Here is a 19297-nt window from a genome sequence, read left to right on the forward strand (position 1 = left end):
ACGTACGGTACGGGTTTCTCCGCTAGTGAACGGACCGGAATTGATCCAGGACATCCTGTGGAGGGCGGCGAACAAGCTGCGCGGCTCGGTGGACGCCGCCCAGTACAAGGAGTTCGTCCTCGGGCTGGTCTTCCTCAAGTACGTCTCGGACACCGCGGGCAGCGTGTTCCGGGTGCCGGCTAACGCCCGCTGGGAGCACCTGGCCGCGCACACCGGCGGCCGGGTGGGCGCCCTGCTGGACGCCGCGATGGACGCGATCATGCGGGAGAACCCGTCGCTGGCCGGGGTGCTGCCGCGGATCTTCGACCGGGACAACGTCGATCAGGACCGGCTGCGGGAGCTGGTCGGCGTGATCGGTGACGCCCGGTTCACCGGCGACGCCCGGGACGTGCTCGGCGAGGTGTACGAGTACTTCCTGGAGCGGTTCGCGCGGGCCGAGGGCAAACGGGCCGGCGAGTTCTACACCCCGGCGAGCGTGGTGACGTTGCTGGTGGAGATGCTGCGGCCAGACCACGGCCGGGTGTACGACCCGTGTTGCGGCTCCGGCGGCATGTTCGTCCAGGCGGGCCGGCGCAGTCCGATCACGGTCGTCGGGCAGGAGGCCAACGAGCGGACGTGGCGGCTGGCGAAGATGAACCTGGCGATCCACGGCATCGACCCGCGCGGGCTCGGCGACCGGTGGGCCGACACGTTCACCGACGACCGGCACCCGGATCTGCGCGCCGACTTCATCCTGGCCAACCCGCCGTTCAACATGAGCGACTGGCCGCGCCGCGAGGACGATCCGCGCTGGCGGCACGGCCTGCCGCCACGCGGCAACGCCAACTACGCCTGGTTGCAGCACATCATCGCGAAACTCGGGCCGCGGGGTGGCGCGGGCGTGGTGCTGGCGAACGGCTCGATGTCGTCGCGGCTGGCCGGCGAGGGCGACATCCGCCGGGCGATCGTCGAGGACGACCTGGTGGAGTGCATGGTGGCACTGCCGCCGAACCTCTTCCGCACGACCGCGATCCCGGCGTGCGTGTGGTTCCTGTCGCGGGACAAGGGCCGGCGGAAGGGGCAGGTGCTCTTCATCGACGCGCGCGGGCTCGGCACGATGACCGGCCGGACCGAGCGGGTCCTCACGGACGCCGACATCCAGCGCGTCGCGGGCACGTTCCACGCCTGGCGTGACCCCGGGATCAAGACCAAGCGGGGGTACGAGGACACGCCCGGCTTCTCCTACGCGGCGAACCTCGACGAGATCCGGTCACGTGATCACGTCCTGAGCCCGGGGCGCTACGTGGGCGCGGCCGGGGCCGGCGACGACCCGGCCGCCGAGCCGCCGCCCGACCGGATCGCCCGGCTGACCAAGGAGCTGCAGGCCTGCCTGGACGAGTCGCGCCGCCGTGAGGACGTGCTGCGTGACCGCCTCCGGGATCTGACGTGACCCGTCGTCCGTACCGTGACCTGGTGATCTTCGCCCGTGGCGGCGGCTGGGGCCGGGACCGGGAGATCGACGGCCACGACCCGGTGGTGGTGATCCGGGGCACCGATTTCGCGGCGGTGCGCTCCGGCCGTACCGACGCCGTCCCTCGCCGTTGGGAGAAACGCACCCTGATCGCGCCGCGGCGGGTGAGGCCCGGCGACGTGTTGCTGGAGATCTCCGGCGGCAGCGTGGCGCGGGGCCAGACGACCGGCCGATCGCTGTTCGCCGGCCCGGACGTGTTGCCGGCGTTCGAGCACCCGGTCATCCCGGCGAGCTTCTGCCGTCTCGTCCGGTTCGACACCACGCTGGTCGACCCGCGGTACGCCTACTACGGCCTGCTCGACATGTATCTGTCCGGGCGGGCCGGCGACTACGAGAACCAGTCGACCGGGATCAGCAACTTCCAGTTCGAGCGGTTCCTCGACGCCGAGTCGCTGCGGGTGCCGCCGCTGGACGAGCAGCGCCGGATCGCCGCGGTGCTGGCCGCCCTGGACGACAAGGTCGAGATCAACGATCGGGTGGTGACCGCGTCCGAGGAGCTGCTGCGCGCCGAGTTCGACGCCCTCGCCGTCACCGGCGACGGCGAGGTGCCGGTGACCGATCTGGTCGAGTTCAACCCGCGGACCCCGCCGCCGGACCCGGCCGGCGCTCCGTACGTCGACATGGCCGCCCTGCCCACCCAGGTGGCCGGGATCCGGTCCTGGTCGCATCGGCCGCCGCGCGGTGGCAGCCGGTTCCGCGACGGCGACACGCTGCTGGCTCGGATCACCCCGTGCCTGGAGAACGGCAAGACCGGCTACGTGGACTTCCTCGGCCCGGACCGGACGGCGACCGGGTCGGGCGAGTTCATCGTGCTGCGGGCCCGGCCGGGCGTGCCGCCGCAGTTCCCGTACTTCCTGGCCCGCGACGCCCGGTTCCGCGGCCACGCCGTGCAGAAGATGGCCGGGTCGTCGGGCCGGCAGCGGGTGAACGCCGCCGACGCCGCCGACTTCCGGATCAGTGTGCCGGACCCTCGGCGGCTGGCCGAGTTCGGCGAGCGGGCCGGCGCGGCGTTCGCGCACACGGCCGGCCTGCTCGCCGAGTCACGGGCTCTGGAGGCGCTGCGGGACGCCCTGCTCCCGGAGCTGATGTCGGGCCGTCAGATCCTGCCGGCTCCGGCGCCGGCCTGCACCAGCGACGGCACCGAGGTCGCCGGGTCGAGCGTGTACGAGTAGTAGGTGCGGGGCTCCGCGACCGTCCCGCCCGCCTGGCACGTGCCGGACGAGGTGAACACGTTGGAGCGCTGCACCAGGCGGCCGGGACCACTGTCGGCGTACCCGCCGGTGGAGAAGCAGGGGTACGGCACCGCGTTGAAGTGGTTGCCCTCGACCACCACTCCGCCGTTCATGGTGGACGCCACCCCGTACAGCTCGTTGCCGTCGAACCAGTTGTTGTAGACGTGCACCGGCTCACCGAAGCGGACCCGTGGATGCCGCTGCCGCGACCCGTCGAACCAGTTGTGGTGGATGCTGACCCTGAGGTGGCCGACGTCGGTGGAGGCGGCGCCGTCGGAGTGGCCGATCAGCATGCTCTTGTCGGTGCCGGCGAAGTGGTTCCACGACACGGTCACGTAGTCGGCGCCCCGCACGATGTCGATCGAGCCGTCCACCGGTGAGCGGAACGTGTTGTGGTGGATCCAGATGTGGTGCGACTGCTGGCCGACGTTGATCGCGTCGTCCTCGGCGTCGACGAACGTCAGGTTCCGCACGATCACGTTGGACGACTTGTAGAAGTCGAACCCGCCACCGCGGATCGTCGGGCTGCCGCCGATGCCGACGATCGTCTTGTTCGGGCGTACCCCCTGTTTGCTGGTGATGTCGATGGTCCCGGACACCTGGATGGTCAGGTGACCGACCGTGTCGATGGCGTCGAGCAGCTCGTCGGTGGTGTCGACGGTGACGGTCGGCCCGGCGATCCCACCGGTGGTGGTGGTCAGCCCGAGCGCGGCGACCGACGCGAAGCCGTCGACCGTGGGCGCCGCCTGCGCGGGCGCCGCTACCACCAGAGCCGATGCGGCGGCCAGCACGGCCGCGAGGGCGATTCTCATCGTCCGACCCCCGCGCCCGCGGTGACCAGCGCCGGCACGTTCGCGGCCGGGTCGAGCGTGTACGAGTAGAAGGTGCGCGGCTCGGTCACCGTGCCGCCGGCCTCGCACGGTCCGGAGTCGACGAACGCGTTGGCCCGCGCGACGAGGCGGCCCGGGCTGCTCTCGGCGTAGCCGCCGGTCGAGTGGCACGGGAAGGCGACGTTCTCGAAGTAGTTGCCCTCGGCCACCACTCCGGCGTTCTCGGTGGACGCGATGCCGTAGGCGCCCACGTTGTCGTAGTAGTTGTTGTAGACGTGCACCGGCTCGCCGAAGCGGACCCGCGGGTGCCGCTGGTTGGAGCCGTCGAACCAGTTGTGGTGGTAACTGACCCGCAGGTAGCCGATGTCGTCACGGTAATTGTCGGAGTGGCCGAGCAGCATGGTCTTGTCGGTGCCGCGGAAGACGTTCCAGGAGACCGTGACGAAGGTCGACTTGCGCTTGATGTCGAGCGAGCCGTCGTACCCGGGCCCGAACTCGTTGTGGTCGATCCACACGTGGTGGGCGCCGTTGGTGACGCTGATCGAGTCGTCGTCGGCGTCGGTGAACCTGAGGTTGCGGATGATCACGTTGTTGCCGGGCCGCGTCGTGGTGCCCAGTTGCAGGCCGCCGCCGGTGATCTCGGCGTTCGACCCGATGCCGAGGATGCTCTTGTTCGCGACGACGGTGATCATGCCGCTCGCCGCGACGCGGCCGGAGACCAGAATGGTGTAAGGGGTGTTCGCGCCGGCGTAGCGGGCCAGATCGGCGGCGGTGGTCACGGTGACGGTCGGGCCGGCCGCGCCGCCGGTGGTGCCGGACAGTCCGAGCCCGGTGACGGCGGCGAAGCCGTCCGGGACGCCGGGCGGGGCGGCCGCGGCCACGGCGGGCAGCGGCAGGGCGGCCACCAGGGCGAGGCCGATAACGGTGGGGATGAGCCGTTTCATGGCGGGGTCACACCTTTCCGACGCCGGCGCCGGCCGGCACGATCGAGGGCAGCGCGAGGCCGAACATCAGAGCCTCCCCACGCCCGCACCGGCGGTGACGATCGACTTGACCGCGTTCGGGTCGTCGAGGGTGTAGCTGTAGTAGGACGACGGCTCCTGCACGGTGCCGCTGCAGTCCGGTGCGCCCGACTCCCCCACGAAGACGTTGTTGCGGGCCACGCAGCGCCCGGCCGGTCCGGCGTAGGTGTTGGTCACCGGCTCCTCGACGTCCTCGAAGTAGTTGCCCTCGACCACACAGCCCGCGTTGTTCTGGCAGGCCACCCCGGTGTCGGTGTTGTAGACGTAGTAGTTGTTGTAGACGTGCACCGGCTCGCCGAACCGCACCCGCGGGTTGCGCTGCGGGGTCCGGTCGAACCAGTTGTGGTGGTAGGTGACCTTGAGCCGCCCGGTGTCCTGGGCGCCGTTGGCGTCGTCGTGGCCGAGCAGCATGTTCTTGGTGTGGTGGTGGTTGTGGTTCCACGACACGGTCACCAGAGACGAGCCGCGCTTGATGTCGATCAGCCCGTCGTAGCCCTGGGCCAGGTCGTTGTGGTCGATCCACACGTGGTGGGAGAACATCTGCACGTTGATCGAGTCGTCACTGGCGTTGCGGAACGACAGGTTCTGGATGATCACGTTGTGCACCGCGTTCGCGGGCGGGGTGGTCACCGCCGACACCGGCAGGCCGATGTTGAGACCGCCACCGGTGATCCCGGCCGTCGACCCGACACCGACGATCGACTTGTCGCTGGTCACGTCGTACATGCCGGCGGGCAGGGTGATCGTGCCGACGACGCAGACGGTCAGCGGGCCGGGTGTGGCGATCGAGGAGAGCAGCTCGGCGGCGGTGTCCACCTGGACGGTCGGGCCGCCCGCGCCGCCGGTGGTGCCGGCCGCGAAGCCGGTGGCCGTGCCGGTGACCGCGCAGCCGCCCGGGGCGGCGGAGTCGGTGAGGTCGACGGGGCCGACGGGCCGGGGCCGGGAGCCGTCGTGTTCACGGCGACGTCGTCGAAGCCCGCACTCGTGCCGGCGGTGACCAGACCGATCCGGCCCGAGGTGAACGTGCTGTCGGTGGCCTGCAGCACCTGCGTCCCGTTGACGTGGCCGGTGAGCGTGGCGCCGCGCACGGTGAGCGCCAGGGTCCGCCACGTTCCGGCGCCGACGGTCGCGGTGCCGAGAGCGGTCGCCGTGCCACCGGACACACGCTGCAGCTGGGCGGTGCCGGCGCCGGTCACCACCAGCGTGTAGTACTGGCTTGTCGACGTGGCGCGGGCGGCCACCCCGGCGGTTCCGGTGGTGTTGACCCGCGCCTGCACGGTGTAGTCGGTCCAGGAGGTGGCGCCGGCCAGCGCGCGGGCGTTGCCGCCGGCGGTGGTCTGCTGATAGATGCCGCCGGCGACCGACCAGGCGCCGCCGTTGCGGCTCCAGCCGTCGGCGTTGCCGTCGTCGAAGTTGTCGCCGAACAGGGTCTCGGCACGGGCGGGGCCGCTGAACACCGCGCTCAGGAGCACCGCGGAGGCGGCCACCGCGACACTGCCGGTGAACCATCGAGCTCGTCTCATCTTCTCGTCCTTGCGCCGTTGGGGAAACGGGGACGGGCGCGCGGAGTCCTCGCCGCGGGTCGGGCGCGATAAAAGCGGGAATGGGGTGCGTAATCTCCGCGAAACCTTGGGCCGACAGTAAAATCGGCCATCCGAGGGCGTCAATGCTTTCGCGTTTGCAGGATTGTTGCAGTGCACCCACCGCGAACCATGACCGATTGACTTGTCCCGATGGGTGTCGTACGGTCCGGGCGGGAAAGCGCATTCCCCCTTGTCGCGCCTCCCCCGTCCCCACCAGGAGAATCCCCATGAAATTGCGGAATGTGCTGACCGCGACGATCACCGGAGTGGTCTTGTCAGCCGTATTCCAGGTGCCCGCCTCCGCCGCCACCACGCTGTATGTGGCGACGAACGGCAACGACGCCAACGTCGGCACCCAGGCCGCGCCGCTCGCCACGATCCAGAAGGCGATCAGCCTGATCACGGCCGGCGGAACGATTTCGGTGCGCGGTGGCACGTACGCGCTGAGCTCCAACATCCAGATCACCAAGAGCGGCACGTCGTCGGCGCCGATCACCCTCACCGCGTACGGCAGCGAGAAGGTGATCATCGACGGCGAGGCGCTCGGCTACACCCCCGGCGCCGTCGGGTCGACGATCCCGGCCGCCCAGCGCGGCGCCATCCACATGGAGGCGTCGTACTGGAGGCTGGCCGGGCTGGAGATCATCCACGGGCCGTACGGGGTGTACTGCGCCAACTGCAACAACAACACGTTCGAGCGCCTGGTCACCCGGGACAACTACGAGACCGGCTTCCAGCTGCAGAACAGCTCGGCGAACAACCTGATCCTCAACCTGGACAGCTACGGCAACCGGGACCCGCGCAAGAACGGTGAGAGCGCCGACGGCCTGGGTGTCAAGGAGGGCGGCGGCTCCGGCAACGTGGTCCGCGGCGCCCGGCTGTGGAACAACGTCGACGACGGCTTCGACGCGTGGGCGTTCACGTCACCGATCACGATCCAGAACAGCGTCGCGTACGGCAACGGCTACAACCGGTGGAGCATCCCGAACTTCTCCGGTGACGGCAACGGCTTCAAGCTCGGCGGCAGCGGCGGCACCGGCCCGGCCGCCGCGCACGCCGTGAGCAACACGTTCTCCTGGAGCAACGCCGCGCACGGTTTCACGGACAACGGCAACACGGGCGCCATCACCATCACCCGCAGCACCGCCTGGAAGAACGCCAAGACGGGCTTCGACGTCGACGGCGGCTCGACCTCCCGACTGACCGCCGATCTGGCCGTCGGCAACGCCACAGCCGTCGCCCTGGGCTCCTCCACCGCATCCGGCAACTCCTGGAACATCGGCGGCTCCTGGCCCCTCGCGAGCACCGACGCCTCCACCATCACCGGCGCCCGGGCCTCCGACGGCGCCATCCGCTCCTCCAGCTTCCTGGTCCCCTCCAACGGCGCCGCCGTCGGGGCCAAGATCTGACGGGGGTACGCCCACCGCGCGGCCGGCGCCACGAGGAGCCGGTCGCGCGGTAGGTTGCGGTGTGACCGAGTTCCCATCGGCCGAGTACCCCGGGGCGGGCGTGTGAGCGGCCGGGAGCCACCGGCCCGGACCGAGGACGGGCGGTTCATCGTCGTCGGCGGGCGGCGGTGGCGGGCGACCGATCCGGCGATCCCCGAGGAGGTCGCCGCCGAGCTGCGCCGGGTCCTCATGGCGGCCCGGCGCGACGTCGGCACGGCTCTGCGCGCCGGCCGGGATCCGGCGCCCGCACGCCGGCGGGTGCACGCGGCGAAAGTGGCGCTCGGTGAGCGGGGCACCCCGTGGTGGGAGCAGGACCTCGACGAACGGCGGGCCCGCTGGGAAGCCGGGCTCCACGCTCCCGAGTAACGGCGCGGCGTGCCGCCTCTTGCGACGACCGGGCCGGGCGTGGAGCGTACCCATGCATGGTTTTAATCCTCCGCACCGGCCGCCGCCTGCCGAAGATCCTGGTGTGACTGTCGATGACGGGCAGCCGGGCGCCGCGCCGGCGCCGCGGCCCGGGCTGCGCTGGGAGGCGCTGCGGTCGCTGGTGTTCGCGGTGCTCTACCTCGTCGCGGCCCTCGTCGGCCGGCTCACCGTCATGGACGACACCAACCTGAGCCTGGTGTGGCCGGCCGCCGGTGTGGCGGCCGTGTGGTTCGTGGCGCAGCGGCGCTCGCGGCTGTTCGCGCTCGACATGGCACTGCTGGCCGCCGTGACGATGGCCGTGAACATGACCACCGGCGCCTCGGCCGGGCTCGCCGGGTTCTTCGTGCTGGCCAACCTGGCGCAGGCCGGGCTGTTCGCGTGGCTGTTCGGCCGCTGGCTGCCGCGACTGTGGGGCGGCGGCGGCACCGAGGCGATCTCCCGGCTGTCGCACCTGTGGCGGCTGCTGTCGATCTCCGCGATCAGCACCGTCTGCGGAGCGCTGATCGGCCCGACCGGCCTGTGGCTGATCACCGGCGACTACTCGGTGGCGGCGACCGCGGTGTGGCTGACCCGCAACATCGCGAGCATGCTGCTGATCGGGGTGGCCGGGCTGCGGATCGGCTATCTCGTGCACCGCTACTGGACCGGCAACCCCGGCCGCCGGTGGCCCGCGCTGCGCGAGGCCTGGCAGCGGGCGCCGTGGCCGCACCGGGCCGAATACGTCGCCGTCGTCACCGTGTCGGTCGTCGCCTACTCGGTGGCGTTCGGCTTCCAGCACGGCCTGCCGCTGGCGTTCCCGCTGCTGGTCGTCACCGTCTGGGCCGGTCTGCGCCTGCACACGTCGTTCGTGATCGTCCACGACCTGACGTTCGGGGGCCTCGCCGTCGTCTTCACCCTGTACGGCGACGGCCCGTTCGCCTCCATCCCGTCGAACCCGGCCCGCGCCCTGGTGGTGCAACTGTTCGTCGGGGTCGTCGCGGTCGTCGGCCTGGCCGTGGCGCTGGGCCGCGACGAACGCGCCCACCTCGTCGACGACCTGCGCGCCGCCCGGCAGGAGGCCACCGACCAGGCCGAGGTGCTCCGCGCCGTGGTCGACTCGATGACCGAGGGCCTGGTCGTCGTCGACGACCGGGGCCGCTACCTGCTGCGCAACCCGGCCGCGGTGGATCTGCTCGGCGGTGTCACCAGCGGCACCGGCCAGGTCCGCGAGAGCGCCTTCTACGGCCTGCACCGCACCGACGGCACGCTCGTCGCCGAGGGCGAGCACCCGTTCCAGCGTGCGCTCGCGACCGGCGAGCCGCACGCCATGGACATCGTCGTGCGGAACCCGGCGATCCCGCAGGGGCGGACCCTCGCGGTCCACGCCACGCTGATGCCGCATCGGATCAACGGCGTCCGGTACGCCGTGACGGTCTTCTCCGACGTCACCGCGGAACGCCGGCGACGTGACGAGCTGGCCGCCTTCGCCGGGGTGGTGGCACACGACCTCAACAATCCGCTGACCACCGTGGAAGGCTGGTCCGAGGAGCTGATCGACGTCCCCGGCGCCGGCCCGGCCGCCACCCGCGTCCGCCGGGCCGCCGCCCGCATGCGCAACCTGATCAACGACCTGCTCGACTACACCACCGCGCGAGACGGCCGCCTCGACCTGACCGACGTGGACCTGGGTCCCCTGATCTCGGACATCGCCACCGCCCGCGCCGACCAGGCCGAGTCCACCGGCGCCCCGGCGCCCCGCATCACCCTGGGCGCCCTGCCCGTGGTCCGCGCCGACGAGGCACTGATGCGCCAGCTCTTCGAGAACGTCGTCGGCAACGCCATCAAATACACCGCACCCGGTGTGGTCCCGCAGCTGATGGTCTACGCCACCGCCGACGGCGACGACATCCGGGTGTGCGTGGCCGACAACGGCATCGGCATCCCGGCCGGCCAGCACGAGGCCGTCTTCGAGAACTTCCACCGCTCCCACCGCGCGTCGGACTACGCCGGCACCGGTCTGGGCCTGGCCATCTGCAAACGCATCACCCAGCGCCACGGCGGCACCATCACCGCCACCGACAACCCGGCCGGCGCCGGAACCGTCATCGCGGTCACGATCCCGCTGGCCACCCAGCCCGCCCGCCCCCGTCCGGCCCCGGTCACCGCCTGACCCTCCACGCGTGGGTGATCAGCTCGCCCACCGCCGTCCGGCCCCGATCACCGCCTCACCCTCCGCGCGTGAGTGATCAGGTCAGGCGGCGGTTGAGCCAGCGGAGCTGGGTGCGGGTGTGGACGGCGTCGCCGTGCTCGTGGCCGTTGAAGGGATAGGTGTGCATGGTCTTGTCGGCCGCGGCGTAATGGTTGAAGGCGGCGAACCCGGTGCTCGGTGGACAGACCGTGTCACGCAGGCCGATGCCGAAGTGGGCGGGGGCGGTCGCCCGGCGCGCGAAGTGGACGCCGTCCACGTAGGACAGGGTGTTCCACACCGCGGGCCCGGCGTCCCGGTGCACGGACAGGTAGGTGGCCACCTCACCGTAGGGGGCGAGGTCGGTCAGGGACACCGCCCGCGGGATGTGGCACAGGAACGGTGCGGACACCAGGACCGCGGCCAGGTCGGGGATCAGTCCGGCGACGGCCAGGGCCAGACCGCCTCCCTGACTGTTGCCGAGCACGGCGATGCGGGCCGGGTCGGTGCCGGGGAGCTCTCGCAGGGTCATGGCCGCCCGGAACGCGTCGGTGATCAGGCGGCGGTAGTAGTAGTCGTGCGGGGAGAGGATGCCCCGCGTCGCCACGCCGGGCCCGCCCATCGTGCCGCCGGATCCCGGGTCGGGGGTGTCGCCACCGCAGCCGTACAGGTCGCCCTGGCCCCGGTTGTCCATCAGCAGGTGGGCGTATCCGGCCGCGGGCCAGGTGAGGCGCTCGTGCGGCAGGCCGCGGCCACGGCCGTACCCGGCGAACTCGACGATCGCGGGCAGTGGACCGGGCCGGCCGGCCGGGCGGGTGTACCAGGCGCGGACCGGCTGGCCGCCGAAACCGCCGAACGTGACGTCCCAGCAGTCGAGCAGGGCCAGGTCGTTGACGACGGGGCGGATGTCGAGGACGAGCGGGCCCGCCGCGGCGACGAGCGTGGACTTCCAGAACGTGTCGAAGTCAGCCGGCTCCGGGACGTCCGGGACGTAGCGTTCCAGCTGGTCGAGCGGCAGATCGAAGGAAGCCATGACGATCCTCAGGCAAGGGGCGAGGGCGCCGGTGAGGGCGCCGGTGAGGGCGACGGCGACGGCGAGGGCGAGGGCGGTGCGGTGGTCTCGCGGACGATCAGCTCGGTGACCAGGTCCACCCGGGTCATCGGGACGTCGACGCCGCGGGCCAGGTCCAGCAGCATCCGGGCGGCTGTTCCGGCCATGTCGGCGACGTGCTGGTCGACGGTGGTGAGCGGGGTGGCCGCCCAGGCGGCCATCGGGACGTTGTCGTAGCCGACGATCGACACGTCGGCGGGGACCTGCAGGCCGAGCCGGCGGGCCGCGCGGATCACCCCCATCGCCTGGGTGTCGGATCCGGCGAAGACGGCGGTCGGCCGGTCGGGCGCGGACAGCAGCTCGACGCCGTGCTCGTATCCGGCGCTGCCGGTGAACGCTCCGTAGCGCACGAACGCCGGCTCGACGGGCAGGCCCGCCTCGTCGTGGGCGGACCGGAACCCGGCGACGCGGGCCCGGCTGCAGAGCACATCGGACGGACCGGAGATCACCGCAATCCGCCGATGACCGAGATCGATCAGATGGCGGGTGGCGAGCAGGCCGCCGTTGAAGTTGTTGGAGCCGACCGTCGGGACCGAGGCGGCGGTGGCGCTGTCGGTGTCGAGGACGACGAACGGGATCCGCTGCCGGATCAGCAGCCGGCGCTGGGACTCGGTGGGGTGGCAGAGCACCAGCAGCACACCGAGGGGACTGCGGTGCAGGACGTCGTCGGCCCAGTGCCGGGGAGGCCGGTGCTTGCCGCCGAGCTGCGAGACCACCAGCTCGACCCGGGCCGGGGAGGTGACCTCCTCGACGCCGCGGATGACCTCCATGCACCAGGCCGTGTCGAACTCGTGGAAGACGAGGTCGACGTGACCGGTCACGGCGGGCGGGCGGCGGCTGCGCCGGCGGTATCCGTGCCGCTGCAGGCTGGCCTCGACGAGGGCCCTGGTCCGGGCGGCCACGTCGGAGCGTCCATTGAGCACCTTCGAGACCGTCGTCACCGACACCCCGACGTCACTCGCGATGAGGGCGATGGTCGCGGACCCGTCAGACTTCGTCATCGAAAATCACGCACCACCATCGGTAGTTGCGAATGAGGTTTCGGTCGAACCTGCACGCACCCTAACCACAAGAGATCGATGCAGTCCACTGTTGATCGCCATCCGATGAGCGTTCCCATCAGGCTTGACATCGATTCGTAACGGACTTACGTTCGCCGCCATACATCCCGGTCGTTCGATGAAAGTTTCGGAAGGCTGGCTCAATGCTGACCGCCCAGGCAAGCCCCTCCAACTCCACTCAGGACCCACCCGACAGGTTGCGGCCGCGTCGCCGATCCTGGGCGCAGGCTCTGCGCCGGGACTGGCAGCTGTACTCGCTGGCCGTACTCCCGCTGCTGTTCTTCGTTGTCTTCCGTTACCTGCCGATGCTCGGGAACGTGATCGCGTTCCGGAGGTACGAGCCCGGCGGCGACCTGTTCGGCGAGTACTGGGTGGGGCTCCGGTATTTCCGGATGTTCCTCGCTGATCCGACGTTCTGGCAGGTCTTCACGAACACCGCGGTGATCGGCGCTCTCACGCTGCTGTTCTGTTTCCCGCTGCCGATCATGCTGGCCCTGCTGCTCAACGAGGTCCGCACCCGCTGGCTGAAGGGGTTCGTGCAGACGATCTCCTACCTGCCGCACTTCCTGTCGATCGTGGTGGTGGCCGGCCTGATCCTGCAGACCGTCTCGATCGACGGTGTGGTCAACCAGGGTCTGCGTGCGATCGGGCAGGATCCGGTCGCGTTCATCCAGGAGCCGGGCTGGTTCCGGACCATCTACGTCTCGTCGGAGGTGTGGCAGACCGTCGGCTGGGGCACGATCCTCTACCTGGCCGCGCTGACCACGATCGACAGCGACCTGTACGACCAGGCGAAGGTCGACGGCGCGAACCGCTGGCGGCAGACCTGGCACGTGACGCTGCCCGGTATCCGACCGACCATGATCACGTTGCTGATCCTCAACATCGGCACGTTCCTGGCGGTCGGCTTCGAGAAGGTCCTGCTGCTGTACAACCCACTGACCTACGTGACCGCGGATGTCGTCTCCACGTACCTATACCGGGTCGGCATCGTGTCGGGAAGTTTCAGCTACGCCGCCGCGATCGGGCTGTTCGAGTCGCTGATCGGGCTGGCGCTGGTGCTCGGCGCCAACTCGCTGTCGCGCCGCGTCGCCGGGACGAGCCTGTGGTAGGCGTGACCCGCGGACAGCGGGTGTTCCAGGTGGCCAACGGCATCGTGCTGACCGGTGTGGTGCTGGTGACGCTGTTCCCGTTCGTCAACATCGTGGCCCGCTCGTTCAGCGGCGAGCAGGAGATCCGGTCGGGCCAGGTGAGCATCTGGCCGAAAGGGTTCAACCTCACGACGTACGACAAGGTCATGTCCGACGCGATGTTCTGGACCAACTACCGCAACACCGTGTTCTACACGGTGGTGGCGACGGCGATCGCACTGGTGCTGACGACCTGCTACGCGTACGTGCTGTCGAAGAGGAACCTGAGGGGCCGCGGCCTGCTCGTCGGGATCGCGGTGTTCACGATGTTCTTCAACGGCGGGCTCATCCCCAACTACGTGCTCGTCAGCTCGCTCGGCCTGCGCAACACGCTGTGGGCGATCGTGCTGCCCAACGCGATCAGCGTGTTCAACCTGCTGGTGATGAAGGCGTTCTTCGAGAGCCTGCCGGTCGAGTTGGAGGAGGCGGCGGCGGTCGACGGCACCGGCACGTACGGGACGCTGCTGCGGATCGTGCTGCCGCTGTCCAAGGCGGTCCTCGCCACCATGCTGCTGTTCTATGCGGTGAGCTTCTGGAACTCGTGGTTCGCCGGGTTCCTCTACATGGACCGGCAGGAGCTGTTCCCGGTCACCGTCTACCTGCGCAACCTGATCGCCGGCGCCACGTCCGGCACCGACAACAACGCGACGAGCGAGGCGGCACTGCAGATCGCCGCGAGCATCCAGGCCGTCACGATCGTCCTGATCATGACGCCGATCATGCTCGTCTACCCCTTCATCCAGCGGTATTTCGTCTCCGGCGTCATGCTCGGCGCCGTCAAGGGCTAGGAGCACTCCCCATGTTTCAGCTGACCAGACGTCATCTCCTGACCGCCGCGGGCGCCGCGGCCGTGGCCGGGCTCGCCGGTTGCAGCGACGACGGCGGCGAGACGTCGACCGACGACAAGCGGGCCGGCGCGATGGACGGGTTCAAGGTCGGTGACCAGTTCAAGGCCACCGAGCCGATCTCCTTCTCGATCATGATGCTCAGCAATCAGGCCTACCCCTACAAGGCGGACTGGCCGTTCTTCAAGGAGCTGGCCGCCCGGACCAATGTGACGCTGCAGTCGACGGCCGTACCGGGTAGCGACTACAACCAGAAGCGCAGCGTCGTGGTGAGCGCCGGCGACGCGCCGATGATCATCCCGAAGACGTACCACCCGGACGAGGAGGCGTTCATCGCCGGCGGCGCGATCCTGCCGGTCAGCGACTACGTCGACCTGATGCCGCACTTCAAGGAGAAGGTCGCCCGCTGGAACCTGCAGCCCAACCTGGACGGCTTCAAGGCCCAGGACGGTAAGTACTACCTGCTGCCCGGCCTGCACGAGAACGTCTGGCAGGACTACACGCTCGGGGTGCGCACCGACGTCATGGAACGGCTCGGGCTCACCGCGCCGCAGACGTGGGACGACCTGACCGGGGTGCTGCGGGAGATGAAGAAGGCCCACCCGGACCTGTACCCGCTGTCCGACCGCTGGAGCACTCCCCCACAGCCCGGCGCCAACAACCTGTTCAACCTGATCGGCACCGCGTACGGCACCCGCGCCGGCTGGGGCTGGAACCCGATGGAGTGGGACGCGACCGCCGGGAAGTTCGTCTACTCCGGCGGCATGGACCAGTACCGGCAGACGCTGGAGTACGTGCACGCGCTGGTGAAGGAGGGTCTGCTCGACCCGGAGAGCTTCACGCAGACCGACGACGTCGCCCGGCAGAAGTTCGCCAACGGCAAGTCGTTCATGATCAGCGTCAACGCGCAGACCCTGGTCAACGAGGCCCGCAAGGACATCGCCAAGCTTCCCGGGGCGAAGGTGGCCAAGCTGGTCCTGCCGGTCGGCCCGGCCGGCGCCACGCTGCCCGGTCACAACCGCCTGGAGAACGGCCTCATGATCTCCAAGAAGGCGCTGGAGTCGAAGAACTTCGTGGCCATGATGCAGTTCGTCGACTGGCTCTGGTATTCCGACGCCGGCCTGATGTTCAGCAAGTGGGGCATCGAGGGCCAGACCTACACCGGCAATGTGGACGACGGCAGCTTCAAGCTCGACCCGGGCATCAAGTGGGGTGGCCTCAACCCCGGCGCGCCCAAGGACCTCCAGGTCGACTACGGCTTCTCCAACGGCGTCTTCGCCTACGGCGGCAGCACGAAGATGCTGAACTCGCAGTTCTCCGACGAGGAGAAGGCGTTCCAGGCCGAGATGAACAAGCGGCAGATCCGTCCGGTCGCGCCGCCCGCCCCGCTGACCATCGAGGAGCGCGAGCAGGTCACCCTCTGGGACTCGGCGCTCAAGGACCACGTCTTCCAGAACACGCTGAAGTTCGCGCTCGGGCAGCGGCCGCTGTCGGAATGGGACGCCTACGTCAAGGAACTGGAGGGCAAGAACTCCACCAAGTACGTGGACATCGTGAACAAGGCGTACGAGCGCTACAAGAAAGAGCACGGGTGAGCCGGTTGCCGCCCGCGAGCCGGCACGACGCGACGCTGCTGGAGATCACGCCGGACCGTGGCGAACGGTTCGGGACCGGGCTGTTGTCCCAGGCCGCCGCGATGATCTACACCCTGCTGGTGGTCGAGCTGCTGGTCCTGGTCACGGCCGGGCCGGGCCTGGTGCTGCCGGCCCTGCTGGACCGGGATGTGTCGAACCTGCCGCTCGCGGCGCTGTGCCTGCTGCCGGCCGGGCCCGCGCTGTCGGCGGCGATCTACGCGCTGCACCGGCGACGGCTCGACCTCGCCGACCTTCATCCGGCGACGGCGTTCGTCCGGGGCTACCGGCTGAACGCCGTGGGCGCGCTGAAGGTGTGGGGGCTGTGGCTGCTTCTGATCACGCTGAACCTGGCCGAGCCCGGGGTCGCCCAGTGGATCGTGATCGCGGTGTCGACGGTGTGGATGCTCAACGCTCTCGTGATCACGTCACTGTTCGTGTTCCGCTGGCGTGATGTCGCGCGGCTTTCGGCGTACCTCCTGATCCGCTCTTTCGGGGTGACGGTGGGTAACGCCTGCCTGATCGTCGTCGCCCTCGCCGGGATCTGGCTCTGGTCCGAAGCCGTGCTTGCCCTGGCCGCGTCGTTGCTGGTGCTGGCGCTGCTGGGCAATGCCCGGCCGTTGATCGGCGTGGTCCGGAAGGAGTTCGTGAGGTGAGGATCCCGTACGGCGGCGACTACAACCCGGAGCAGTGGCCGAAGGAGGTGTGGGAGGACGACCACCGCCTGTTCGATGAGGCGCACATCGACACCCTCACCGTGGGAGTGTTCACGTGGGCGCTGACACAGCCCGGTCCGGACGTGTACGACTTCACCGCCCTCGACGCGATCATCGAGCGGGCGGCCACCGCCGGCCGGCGGATCTGCCTGGCCACCGGCACCGGGGCGCATCCGGCGTGGATGGCCCGCTCCCACCCGTCGGTGACCCGCACCGATTTCGAGGGACACAGGCACCGCTTCGGCCAGCGACACAACTCCTGCCCGAGCTCCCCAGACTTCCGGCGCTTCTCCGCCGAGGTGGCCGGGCGGATCGCGCGGCGCTACGCCGGACATCCGGCGATCATCGCGTGGCATGTCGGCAACGAGTACGGCGGCGCCTGCTACTGCGACCTGTGCGCCGCCGGTTTCCGCGACTGGCTGCGCTCGCGCTACGGCGCACTGTCATCTCTGAACGACGCCTGGTACACCACATTCTGGTCGCACACGTTCACCGACTGGGACGAGATCGAGCCGCCGTCGGCGCTCACCGAGCACTGGCGCGGCCCCGACCACACCGCCTTCCAGGGCATCACCCTCGACTATCTACGGTTCATGTCGGACGTGATGCTCGCCGGCTTCCGCGACGAGAAGGCCGCGATCCGGCGATCAGATCCGGACACCCCGGTGACGACCAACTTCATGGGCCTCTACCGGCCGATCGACTACCACCGGTGGGCCGCCGACCTCGACTTCGTCTCCTGGGACAACTATCCGCCCGACGACCGGTCGGCGGCCCGGATGGCGCTCGCCCATGACCTGATGCGCGGGCTCAAGGGCGGGCAGCCGTTCTGGCTCATGGAGCAGACACCGAGCGTGACCGCGTGCCGGGACGTCAATCCGCTGAAACGGCCCGGGGTGATGCGGCTGTGGAGCTGGCAGGCGGTCGCGCACGGGGCCGACGCGGTGCTCTTCTTCCAGATGCGCGCCGGTCGCGGCGCCAGCGAGAAGTACCACGGGGCGGTGATCGGGCACGCCGGGCGCTCGGACACCCGGGTGTTCCGGGAGGTCGCCGCACTCGGCGCCGAGCTCGCCGCCCTCGGCCCGGTGACGCTCGGTGCGCGGACTCCCGCGCGGGTGGCGCTGCTGTTCGACTGGGACAGCTGGTGGGCGCTGGAGATCTCCGACGGCCCGTCGCGGCTGGTCCGCTACCTGGACGTGGTCACCGCCTACCACCGGGCGCTGTGGCAGCTCGGCGCCGACCTCGACGTGATCCCGGTGACCGCCTCGCTGGACGACTACGACGTGGTCGTGGCGCCCGCCCTGCATATGATCAAAGACGACCTGGCGGATCGGCTCGCGGCTGTCGCGTTCCGCGGCGGGACGGTGCTCACCACATTCCTGTCCGGGCGCGTCGACGAGAACGACAACGCGTTCCTCACCGACGTGCCGGGACCTTTGGCAACCCTTCTGGGGTACGGGTGGACGAGTGGGACGCCCGCGAGGAGGCCTACGTCAACCCGGTGACCATGAACGGCTCGGTGGTCGAGTCCCGGCTGCTCTTCGAGCTGGTCGTCCCGCAGGGCGCCGAGGTGGTCGGCAGGTACGGCGCGGACTTCTACGCCGGGACGGCCGCCGTCACCCGCAACACGTGGGGAGCCGGCCAGGCCTGGTATGTCGGAACCGCCCTCGACGACGCCGGCGTCACCTCGGTCGTCCGCGAGCTCCTGTCCCGGCACCGGCTGCTCGGCCCGTGCGCCGATCTGCCGGACGTGGAGACCGCCGTCCGCGTCACACCCGGCGGCGAGCGGCTGCTGTTCGTCCTCAACCACGGCCCGTCACCTGTCGACCTGCCACCCGCCTGCGCCGGCACCGACCTGCTCTCCGGCCATCCGGTGCGCACCCTCGGCCCCAACGGCGTCATCCTTCTCCGCGATTGACGGCAAGCGCACAAGGCCGGCCTGTTCGGGTTCCGCACGGAGTCGGTCGAACTGACGGTGCCGACGAGTAGGGTTGCCCGCCGTGGGACTCCTGTGGCGTGACGCGGCGCGGGTGCTGGCGGACCTGCTCCGCCGGTACGGCGTCGATCCCGAGCGTGTGCACGACGTCGCGGCGGCCTGGCATGCGTTCACCGACTTCCTGGCGCTGCCGGTCGACGGTCTGGAGCCGGCGGAGAACGATGTCGACGGGTTCATGGTGCAATGGGGCCGGTACAGCTGGAACGACCGGCTGCCCAGTGTGGCCTTCACCAGAGAGCTCATCATCGATGCTCGGGGCTCTCGGGTCGGCGAAGCCCCGTATCAGCCCGAGATCTGGCAGGTCAGCCTGGACATGGTCTTCCCGGACACGCCCGAGCTGGCCGAACTCGGCCGGCCCGGCGCGGCGGACACCGGCTTGGACTTCAGCCGGCCGGGCCCGGAGCGCGACCGTGCCGTGCACGCCATGGAGCAGCGGCTGAGGCAGCACCCGGCGCTGCAGGCGGCGTGGGCGAGCAGCCCGGCACACAGTTCCCTCACGCTGTACGACGCCGGTTGATCACCCCCCGGACGG

Annotated in this window: 17 protein-coding genes and 1 pseudogene; 12 read left to right on the forward strand and 6 right to left on the reverse strand. The window is 70.1% G+C overall.

Annotated elements, in window-relative coordinates:
* Window positions 1-40: 40 nt before the first annotated feature.
* Together ACQPZW_RS28750 and ACQPZW_RS28755 are read left to right on the forward strand one after the other, a co-directional pair.
* The gene (locus tag ACQPZW_RS28750) at window positions 41-1429 is read left to right on the forward strand and encodes an N-6 DNA methylase (RefSeq protein ID WP_433789148.1); all 1389 of its coding nucleotides are present in this window, start codon (window positions 41-43) and stop codon (window positions 1427-1429) included.
* Window positions 1426-2682 (forward strand): hypothetical protein, encoded by a 1257-nt coding sequence (locus ACQPZW_RS28755; RefSeq protein ID WP_433789149.1) that lies wholly within the window; start codon window positions 1426-1428, stop codon window positions 2680-2682. Before ACQPZW_RS28750 ends, ACQPZW_RS28755 begins: the two co-directional genes overlap by 4 nt.
* Here ACQPZW_RS28755 and ACQPZW_RS28760 read toward each other — a convergent pair.
* The 4 genes from ACQPZW_RS28760 to ACQPZW_RS28775 form a co-directional block, all read right to left on the reverse strand.
* Entirely contained in the window at window positions 2607-3554 is a 948-nt protein-coding gene (locus tag ACQPZW_RS28760; protein ID WP_433789150.1) for a pectate lyase family protein, read from the reverse strand. The two genes, ACQPZW_RS28755 and ACQPZW_RS28760, sit on opposite strands and share 76 nt — an antisense overlap.
* Window positions 3551-4516 (reverse strand): pectate lyase family protein, encoded by a 966-nt coding sequence (locus tag ACQPZW_RS28765; RefSeq protein ID WP_433789151.1) that lies wholly within the window; start codon window positions 4514-4516, stop codon window positions 3551-3553. The genes ACQPZW_RS28760 and ACQPZW_RS28765 overlap by 4 nt, the downstream gene beginning before the upstream one ends.
* Window positions 4517-4582: 66 nt before the next feature.
* Window positions 4583-5410, reverse strand: coding sequence for a pectate lyase family protein (locus ACQPZW_RS28770; RefSeq protein ID WP_433789152.1), 828 nt, complete (start codon window positions 5408-5410; stop codon window positions 4583-4585).
* Window positions 5359-6117 (reverse strand): family 16 glycoside hydrolase, encoded by a 759-nt coding sequence (locus ACQPZW_RS28775; RefSeq protein ID WP_433789153.1) that lies wholly within the window; start codon window positions 6115-6117, stop codon window positions 5359-5361. Before ACQPZW_RS28775 ends, ACQPZW_RS28770 begins: the two co-directional genes overlap by 52 nt.
* Window positions 6118-6404: 287 nt before the next feature.
* Here ACQPZW_RS28775 and ACQPZW_RS28780 point away from each other — a divergent pair, with 287 nt between their 5' ends.
* The 3 genes from ACQPZW_RS28780 to ACQPZW_RS28790 all read left to right on the forward strand — a co-directional run bounded on the left by ACQPZW_RS28780 (window position 6405) and on the right by ACQPZW_RS28790 (window position 10200).
* Complete coding sequence (locus tag ACQPZW_RS28780; protein ID WP_433789154.1) at window positions 6405-7586, forward strand: right-handed parallel beta-helix repeat-containing protein; 1182 nt, start codon at window positions 6405-6407, stop codon at window positions 7584-7586.
* Window positions 7587-7688: 102 nt separating this feature from the next.
* The gene (locus tag ACQPZW_RS28785; RefSeq protein WP_433789155.1) at window positions 7689-7991 is read left to right on the forward strand and encodes a hypothetical protein; all 303 of its coding nucleotides are present in this window, start codon (window positions 7689-7691) and stop codon (window positions 7989-7991) included.
* A 103-nt stretch (window positions 7992-8094) separates the two neighbouring features.
* The gene (locus ACQPZW_RS28790; protein WP_433789156.1) at window positions 8095-10200 is read left to right on the forward strand and encodes an ATP-binding protein; all 2106 of its coding nucleotides are present in this window, start codon (window positions 8095-8097) and stop codon (window positions 10198-10200) included.
* Between the two features lie 76 nt (window positions 10201-10276).
* On the opposite strand, the gene ACQPZW_RS28795 is transcribed toward ACQPZW_RS28790, so the two are convergent.
* Together ACQPZW_RS28795 and ACQPZW_RS28800 are read right to left on the reverse strand one after the other, a co-directional pair.
* Window positions 10277-11248, reverse strand: coding sequence for an acetylxylan esterase (locus tag ACQPZW_RS28795; RefSeq protein ID WP_433789157.1), 972 nt, complete (start codon window positions 11246-11248; stop codon window positions 10277-10279).
* Window positions 11249-11256: 8 nt separating this feature from the next.
* Window positions 11257-12327, reverse strand: a complete 1071-nt coding sequence (locus ACQPZW_RS28800; RefSeq protein ID WP_433789158.1) for a LacI family DNA-binding transcriptional regulator — start codon at window positions 12325-12327, stop codon at window positions 11257-11259.
* A 203-nt stretch (window positions 12328-12530) separates the two neighbouring features.
* On the opposite strand from ACQPZW_RS28800, the gene ACQPZW_RS28805 reads away from it, so the two are divergent.
* From ACQPZW_RS28805 to ACQPZW_RS28835, 7 genes and pseudogenes are all read left to right on the forward strand, one after another.
* The gene (locus ACQPZW_RS28805) at window positions 12531-13499 is read left to right on the forward strand and encodes an ABC transporter permease (protein WP_433789159.1); all 969 of its coding nucleotides are present in this window, start codon (window positions 12531-12533) and stop codon (window positions 13497-13499) included.
* 2 nt (window positions 13500-13501) lie between these two features.
* Entirely contained in the window at window positions 13502-14365 is an 864-nt protein-coding gene (locus ACQPZW_RS28810) for a carbohydrate ABC transporter permease (protein ID WP_433789160.1), read from the forward strand.
* Window positions 14366-14376: 11 nt separating this feature from the next.
* On the forward strand, window positions 14377-16017 hold the full coding sequence (locus ACQPZW_RS28815; protein ID WP_433789161.1) for an ABC transporter substrate-binding protein: 1641 nt from the start codon (window positions 14377-14379) through the stop codon (window positions 16015-16017).
* Window positions 16014-16709, forward strand: coding sequence for a hypothetical protein (locus ACQPZW_RS28820; RefSeq protein ID WP_433789162.1), 696 nt, complete (start codon window positions 16014-16016; stop codon window positions 16707-16709). The genes ACQPZW_RS28815 and ACQPZW_RS28820 overlap by 4 nt, the downstream gene beginning before the upstream one ends.
* A gap of 47 nt (window positions 16710-16756) precedes the next feature.
* A pseudogene (locus tag ACQPZW_RS28825) lies at window positions 16757-18432 on the forward strand (beta-galactosidase); the annotation flags it as partial.
* Between the two features lie 87 nt (window positions 18433-18519).
* Window positions 18520-18687, forward strand: a complete 168-nt coding sequence (locus ACQPZW_RS28830; RefSeq protein WP_433797649.1) for a Beta-galactosidase C-terminal domain — start codon at window positions 18520-18522, stop codon at window positions 18685-18687.
* Between the two features lie 82 nt (window positions 18688-18769).
* Complete coding sequence (locus ACQPZW_RS28835) at window positions 18770-19282, forward strand: hypothetical protein (protein ID WP_433789163.1); 513 nt, start codon at window positions 18770-18772, stop codon at window positions 19280-19282.
* Window positions 19283-19297 lie beyond the last annotated feature (15 nt).

The organism is Actinoplanes sp. CA-252034 (assembly GCF_050956125.1).
GTDB lineage: Bacteria > Actinomycetota > Actinomycetes > Mycobacteriales > Micromonosporaceae > Actinoplanes.